General features: G+C 60.7%; 7 protein-coding genes and 2 pseudogenes. 3 read left to right on the top strand and 6 right to left on the bottom strand.

Features of this window, described 5'->3' with window-relative positions; genetic code table 11:
• Both ACRESD_RS22565 and ACRESD_RS22560 read left to right on the top strand, forming a co-directional pair.
• Window positions 1-199 (top strand): annotated as a pseudogene (locus ACRESD_RS22565) (NAD(P)-dependent oxidoreductase); the annotation flags it as partial.
• Window positions 200-412: 213 nt separating this feature from the next.
• On the top strand, window positions 413-1,318 hold the full coding sequence (locus ACRESD_RS22560) for a cation diffusion facilitator family transporter (protein WP_431752929.1): 906 nt from the start codon (window positions 413-415) through the stop codon (window positions 1,316-1,318).
• Between the two features lie 70 nt (window positions 1,319-1,388).
• On the opposite strand, the gene ACRESD_RS22555 is transcribed toward ACRESD_RS22560, so the two are convergent.
• The 5 genes from ACRESD_RS22555 to ureE form a co-directional block, all read right to left on the bottom strand.
• Window positions 1,389-2,498: an AGE family epimerase/isomerase gene (locus ACRESD_RS22555; RefSeq protein ID WP_431752928.1), complete on the bottom strand. Its 1,110-nt coding sequence runs from the start codon at window positions 2,496-2,498 to the stop codon at window positions 1,389-1,391.
• A gap of 159 nt (window positions 2,499-2,657) precedes the next feature.
• Window positions 2,658-3,230, bottom strand: a complete 573-nt coding sequence (locus ACRESD_RS22550; RefSeq protein WP_431752927.1) for a HupE/UreJ family protein — start codon at window positions 3,228-3,230, stop codon at window positions 2,658-2,660.
• 22 nt (window positions 3,231-3,252) lie between these two features.
• Complete coding sequence (gene ureG / locus ACRESD_RS22545; RefSeq protein WP_016972570.1) at window positions 3,253-3,867, bottom strand: urease accessory protein UreG; 615 nt, start codon at window positions 3,865-3,867, stop codon at window positions 3,253-3,255.
• A gap of 24 nt (window positions 3,868-3,891) precedes the next feature.
• On the bottom strand, window positions 3,892-4,566 hold the full coding sequence (locus tag ACRESD_RS22540) for an urease accessory protein UreF (RefSeq protein ID WP_431752926.1): 675 nt from the start codon (window positions 4,564-4,566) through the stop codon (window positions 3,892-3,894).
• Window positions 4,563-5,063, bottom strand: coding sequence for an urease accessory protein UreE (gene ureE / locus ACRESD_RS22535; RefSeq protein WP_431752925.1), 501 nt, complete (start codon window positions 5,061-5,063; stop codon window positions 4,563-4,565). Before ureE ends, ACRESD_RS22540 begins: the two co-directional genes overlap by 4 nt.
• Window positions 5,064-5,396: 333 nt before the next feature.
• Between ureE and ACRESD_RS22530 the strand changes: the two genes are divergently transcribed.
• Window positions 5,397-5,891 (top strand): C40 family peptidase, encoded by a 495-nt coding sequence (locus ACRESD_RS22530; protein WP_431752924.1) that lies wholly within the window; start codon window positions 5,397-5,399, stop codon window positions 5,889-5,891.
• A 5-nt stretch (window positions 5,892-5,896) separates the two neighbouring features.
• Here the strand turns inward: ACRESD_RS22530 and ACRESD_RS22525 are convergent.
• Window positions 5,897-6,171 (bottom strand): annotated as a pseudogene (locus tag ACRESD_RS22525) (TetR family transcriptional regulator); the annotation flags it as partial.

Below are 6,171 nucleotides of genomic sequence, written 5' to 3'. Positions count from 1 at the left end.
CTCGCTGGTGCGCTTTGCCGGTGACCAGGCGCGTTATGACGCGACTTATGCCGGTGCCGAGCCGATCCAGCCGCAGGACATTGCGGATACGATCTTCTGGGTGCTTAACACCCCGGCACACGTGAACATCAACCGCCTGGAGCTGATGCCGGTGAGCCAGACCTGGGCTGGGTTTGCCATCGAGCGCGGCGCCAAGTAAGGCTTTAAACCGCGCCGCCTGCTTCGCGAGCAAGCCCGCTCCCACATTTTGACCGCATTCCAAGGATGTACTCGGTCAAAATGTGGGAGCTGGCTTGTCGGGTCGCCGCATCGCTGCGATGGCGGCAAATCGGCCAAAACACGACATAAGGTACACTCCACTCCTGAAAACCCCACCGCACCCTGCGGTTCAAAGGTTTTGACGGGAGGAAATGTGAGTAACCGAGGTGAGCAGGCACTGCTCAAGCAATCGACCATCCTGATGTTCGCCGTGGCGATCGCCGGGATTGTCACGGGCGTGGTTTCTGGCGCCCAATCCATTCTGTTCGACGGCTTTTTCTCGCTGATCGCCACCGCCATCAAGGTGTTGATGCTGATCACGGCCAAGCTGATCGCCAAGAAAAGCAACGAGCGCTTCCAGTTCGGCTACTGGCACCTGGAGCCCATGGTGCTGCTGATCGAAGGCAGTTTCCTGCTGCTGATCGCCATCTACGCGTTTCTCAACGGTGTGTTCGGCATCATCAATGGCGGGCGTGAGATCGAGTTGGGGCTGGTGATCATTTATGCGGCGGTGTTTACCGTCGTCGAATTCGCCTACTTCTTCTACGTGCGTTATCGCAATCGCACCTTGAAATCTTCACTGATCCAGTTCGACAACATCAGCTGGCTGGTGGACGCGATGCTGTCGGTGGGTTTGCTGATCAGCTTTCTCGCCGCTCTGTTGCTCAAGTCCCAGGGTTATGGCGAGTGGGCGGTGTATGTCGACCCGCTGATCCTGATCCTGCTGGCCCTGAGCATGCTGGCCCCGGCCCTGAAGATCCTGCGTCCGGCGCTGCGCGAGGTGCTGGGGATTGCACCGGACCAGTTGGATGACAAAGTGCGTGAAGTGATGGATGCGGCCCAGGCCAAGCATGGTTTCGACGACTATGTGTCCTACGTGCAAAAGCACGGGCGTGCACGGTTTATCGAGATTCATGTGGTGCTACCGGCGGATTACCCGGTGGATAACATCGCAACCCTCGACCGGCTGCGTGAAGAGATATCCACAGGGCTCGGCACGCCGGATGCGGCGCGCTGGCTGACGATCAGTTTTACCGCGGATCGTAAGTGGATCGCGTGAGGTCAGTCAGACCGAGTTGAGGCTATCGCAGGCAAGCCAGCTCCCACATTTAATGTGGGAGCTGGGAGATTCAGCCGAGGTGCTGGATCAGGCCCTGATAGCAAGTCGCCAAATGATAAGGCGTGGTCGATGGCATATCCCGTCGGCTCACCTTGCCTTGTGCATCCAGGCATTCATGCCAGCCCTTCTCATGCAAGAAGTGCTGTTGCAGCGCCAGCAACTGGCGCTGCAGCACCGCCTCACTGCCAGGCCGCAAGGTCAGTGCCCGCAGATATTCAGCCTGAGCCCAGATCCGCTGCGTGCCGTCGCGCACGCTGCCATCGAGGGCGAGCATGCCGCTGACCGCACCGGTCAACTTATCCACACCCTTGAGTTCGGCATAGGCAAATGCCCGCGTCAACGACGCATGCAGCGGCGTGCCGCGCAGGATTGCTGAAGATTCCAGCAAAAAGAACCACTCGAACTGATGCCCGGGCTCAAACCAGTTATCCACAGCGCCCAGCGGTTTCTCCATCATCACGCCATGCTGGCGGTCGATGAAGCGCTTCTGCATGGCGGTCGCCAAGTCCAGCAGCGCATCTTGGGTGACGGCGTCTTCACGCACGGCCAGGGTGGCGAGGAAGCCTTCGGCGAGGTGCATCAGCGGATTTTGCAATGGGCCTGACTTGAGGGATGACCAGTTGCGTTCCAGGACCGCGTCGTACAGGCCGTCGCCGGTAGCGAAGCGTTCGGCGACCACAGCCAGGGCTGCATCCAGTACCGATTCCACCAACGGCTCGCGCACCTTGGCCCAGTAGTGGGCACAGGCAAAGATGATGAAGGCGTGGGTGTATAGGTCTTTGCGCTTGTCCAGCGGCTTGCCGGCCGGGTCGATGCTGTAGAACCAGCCGCCGTGCTCGGCGTCATGGAAATGCCGTTGCAGGGAGCGGAACAGCGCCGCTGCGCGCTCTTCGGCGAAGGCGGCGCCAGGCTCACCGATCAGGCTGGCGAACAGGTACAACTGCCGGGCGCAAGCCATGGCGCGGTAGCGTTGCGGGGGCAGTGGCCGGTGATCGGCGTCCAGCGCCTCGTAGGGCAGCGCCAGCTCGGCATTCCAACCCGGGCCTTGCCAGAGCGGCACGATCAGGTCGTGGAAGTGTGTGAGCACGGTGTTCAAGGAGGGTTGGGAAGCGCTGGGCATTGGCTGGCGTCGTCACGGCAGGGGTGTAGGCGCGCATGGTAGCAGGCTTGGGTTCGGTGGTGTCTGCTCGACCGCTATCGGGGGCAAGCCCCTCCCACATTTTCCAACCAAATGTGGGAGCTGGCTTGCCTGCGATGAGGCCCTCACAAGCGCTGCAAATCAGCCGGCGAGCAACCAGACTCCAGTCGCCGCCGAAGCCGCCCCGGCAATCCGCACCAACGGCGCCGCCGCAGCCGGGAGGAAGCGCACCACCGCATAACCGGCAGCGTGCAGTGCAGCAGTCGCCCCCACAAACCCTGCGGCATACGCCCAAGGATTGGACATGTCCGGCAGCTCCAGACCATGGGCCACACCGTGGAACAGCGCGAACAACGCCGTCGCGCCTACCGCGACGAACAACGGTGGCCGTACCGCCAGGGCCACTGCCAGGCCCAGGGCCAATACGGAGGCGGCAATCCCGCTTTCCATCGCCGGCAATTGCATCCCTTCAAAGCCGAGTACACCGCCGATCAACATGGTACCGACGAAGGTGCACGGCAACGCCCAACGGGCAGCGCCTTTCTGTTGGGCGGCCCACAAACCGACGGCAACCATCGCCAGCAGATGGTCGATCCCGCTCAGAGGGTGACTGATACCGGCTACCAGACCGTTATCGCCATGGCCCGGATGCGCGAAGGCCAGGGCAGGGGCGAGCAACAGGGTGGCGGCTGCGAAGAGTTTCTTGAGGCTCATGGACAGGTTCCTTATGGGTTGATCAGGCGGCGGTCAGCAAGCCCTGGCGTTCGATAAAGGCGACGATGTCATCCAGGCCGACGCCGGTTTTCTGGTTGCTGAACACAAAGGGTTTGCCGTTGCGCATGCGCGTCGTATCGCTGTTCATCAGCTCCAGCGACGCGCCCACCAGCGGGGCGAGGTCGATCTTGTTGATCACCAGCAGGTCGGATTTGCAGATGCCGGGCCCGCCTTTGCGCGGCAGCTTGTCGCCAGCGGACACATCGATCACATAGATGGTCAGGTCCGACAGCTCGGGGCTGAATGTCGCCGACAGGTTGTCGCCGCCGGACTCCACCAGGATCAGGTCCAGGCCGGGAAAGCGACGGTTGAGCTGGTCGACCGCCTCCAGGTTGATCGAGGCATCTTCACGAATCGCCGTGTGGGGGCAGCCGCCGGTCTCCACGCCGATGATGCGCTCCGGCGCCAAGGCCTGGTTGCGCACCAGGAAGTCGGCGTCTTCGCGGGTATAGATGTCATTGGTAACCACCGCCAGGTTGTAGCGATCACGCAATGCGAGACACAGGGCCAGGGTCAGGGCTGTCTTGCCGGAGCCCACCGGGCCGCCGATGCCGACCCGCAGAGGTTGTGTGTTCATGTGCTTCTCCAAAATAAACAGCTCCTAGGAACGGAACAGGCGGCTGTACTGGCGCTCGTGGGCCATGCACGCCAAGGACAGGCCGAACGCGGCACTGCCCAGGTGATTAGGTTCGATGCGGCTGGCATCCTGTTGGGCTTGTTGCAGCAGCGGCAGCAGTTCGCTGGTCAGGCGTTGGGCGGCCTGCTGGCCCAGGGGCAGGGTTTTCATCAGTACGGCCAATTGGTTTTCCAGCCAGCTCCACAGCCAGGCGGCGAGGGCGTCGCCGGGGCTGATGTTCCAGGCGCGTGCCGCCAGCGCCCATCCCAGGGCGAGATGGGGTTCGGCGCACGGCTCAAGAAAAGCGCGGGCTGCATCGTCCAGTTCGGGAAGGCCGTTGAGCAGTTGCTGCAGGGAGTAGCCCATCTGCCGGCTTTCCTGGTACAGCTCACGGGTCTCACGGCTGGCACGGTGTTCTTCGCACAATTGCATGAGGCGTTGCCAATCCTGTTCCGCAGCGGCATTGCAATGGGCAAGCAGTAGTGGCGCTTCGAAGCGAGCGAGGTTGAGCAGCAACTGGTCACTGATCCAGCGTCGGGCGCTGGCTGCATCCTTGACGCGGCCATTCTCCACGGCCATTTCCAGGCCCTGGGAGTAGCTGTAGCCGCCAATCGGCAATTGCGGACTGGCCAGGCGCAACAGCGCCCAGGCTGGGTTCATAGACGCACGCCGAACTGGTGCAGCTTGGGCGGATAGTTGAAATCTTCGTCGCCATGGCGCGAATGGTGGTGGCCGCCGCCGTAGGCGCCATGTTCCGGTTGGAACGGCGCCTCGATGGTTTCGGCCTTGGCACCCAGCTGTTCGAGCATGGCCTTGAGCACATAGTCATCGAGCAGGCGCAGCCAGCCGTCCCCGACTTGCAGGGCCACATGACGGTTGCCCAGGTGATAGGCCGCTCGGGTCAGTTCATAGGCATTGCTGCAAGTGACATGCAGCAGTTGTTCAGGACGAGCGCGGACGCGTACGACACGTCCGTCTTCAGCTTGTAGGCATTCGCCATCGTGCAACGGTGGCTGCCCGCGTTCCAAAAACAAACCGACATCTTCACCATCGGTACTGAAACAGCGCAGGCGACTTTTGCTGCGGGCTTCGAAGTTCAGCAGCAATTCAGCAGCCCAGAGGGCCTGCGGGGCTATTCGGCGGTGGATCACCAGCATCAGAAGGCTTCCAGCTATGAGCGATGAGAGAGCTAGAGCAAGGGGCTTGCCAATCGGGCGCAGAGTAGGAATTCCCTGTAGGTACGCCCTGATGTGCCACTACGTGGGGCATCAATTTGTTAATTGATGTTTCAATTTGGTGCGCTTATGGATTTATAGCACCGGTTTTGGGCATTTTCGTTGAGTTGGAATGCGGGGCGGATGAAATTTCTTTCATCTAGATAAATCCGATACTTCGGATATTTCCTACGCATCTTGGGGATTCACCTTGCATGGTTGTACCTGCTGAGTCATTAGGATGTGCGCCCGGTTTTATCGACAGCGGCGTTCATCATGTTCAGGTTATGGTTGTGTTTATTTATTTTCGGTATGTGGTGTGTCATGCCATCGGCCTCGGCCAATTTTCAATCCCGGGCGACCTTCAGCCCAGCACCACGGGCTCCGATCGGTGATGTTGTGGACCGTGCCCATGCATTGTTGGGCACGCCTTATCGGTGGGGAGGTACGTCAGTAGAGCAGGGCTTCGATTGCAGCAGCCTTCTGGTCTACCTGTTCAAGACCCAAGCGAACATTCAATTGCCGCGCACGACCGCTGCGATGCAGCGTTCGTCCGCCGTCACGATCAAGCGTGCGGCCCTCAAGCCTGGCGATGCGGTGTTTTTCAAAGGCAATGGGCGTGGGCAAGTGAGCCATGTGGGGCTGTATATCGGCGCAGGCAAATTTATCCATTCCCCGCGAGCAGGCAAGAGCGTACGCATTGACTCGTTGAGCAATAGCTACTGGAACAAGAACTACACCACCGCCAAACGGTTTCATCGCGCAGGCTGATCGTGTTACTCCGTGCTGCCCAGGCCTTGCCAGTGCTTGAGGCCGATAAAGATAAAGCGCAATTGCTGGGTGATTTTCGCCTGGGGCGTGAGGTGCGTAGGCAGTGCCTGGGCGGGCGGGTCAATGATGTCGGGCAGGGTGGCGAACACACTTTTGACGATCAGGTCGGCCATCACATGCAAGCCTTCGGCATCCAGGTGTTGCAGCTTGGGCATCAGCGTGAGGTCTGCCGCCAGGTCGCGGGTGATGTCTTCGCGCAGTGCGCCGATGGCCTGACGCA

Origin of the sequence: Pseudomonas sp. (assembly GCF_050739995.1) — a bacterium.
Taxonomy (GTDB): domain Bacteria; phylum Pseudomonadota; class Gammaproteobacteria; order Pseudomonadales; family Pseudomonadaceae; genus Aquipseudomonas.
This window is presented reverse-complemented; position numbering and strand designations above follow the sequence as displayed.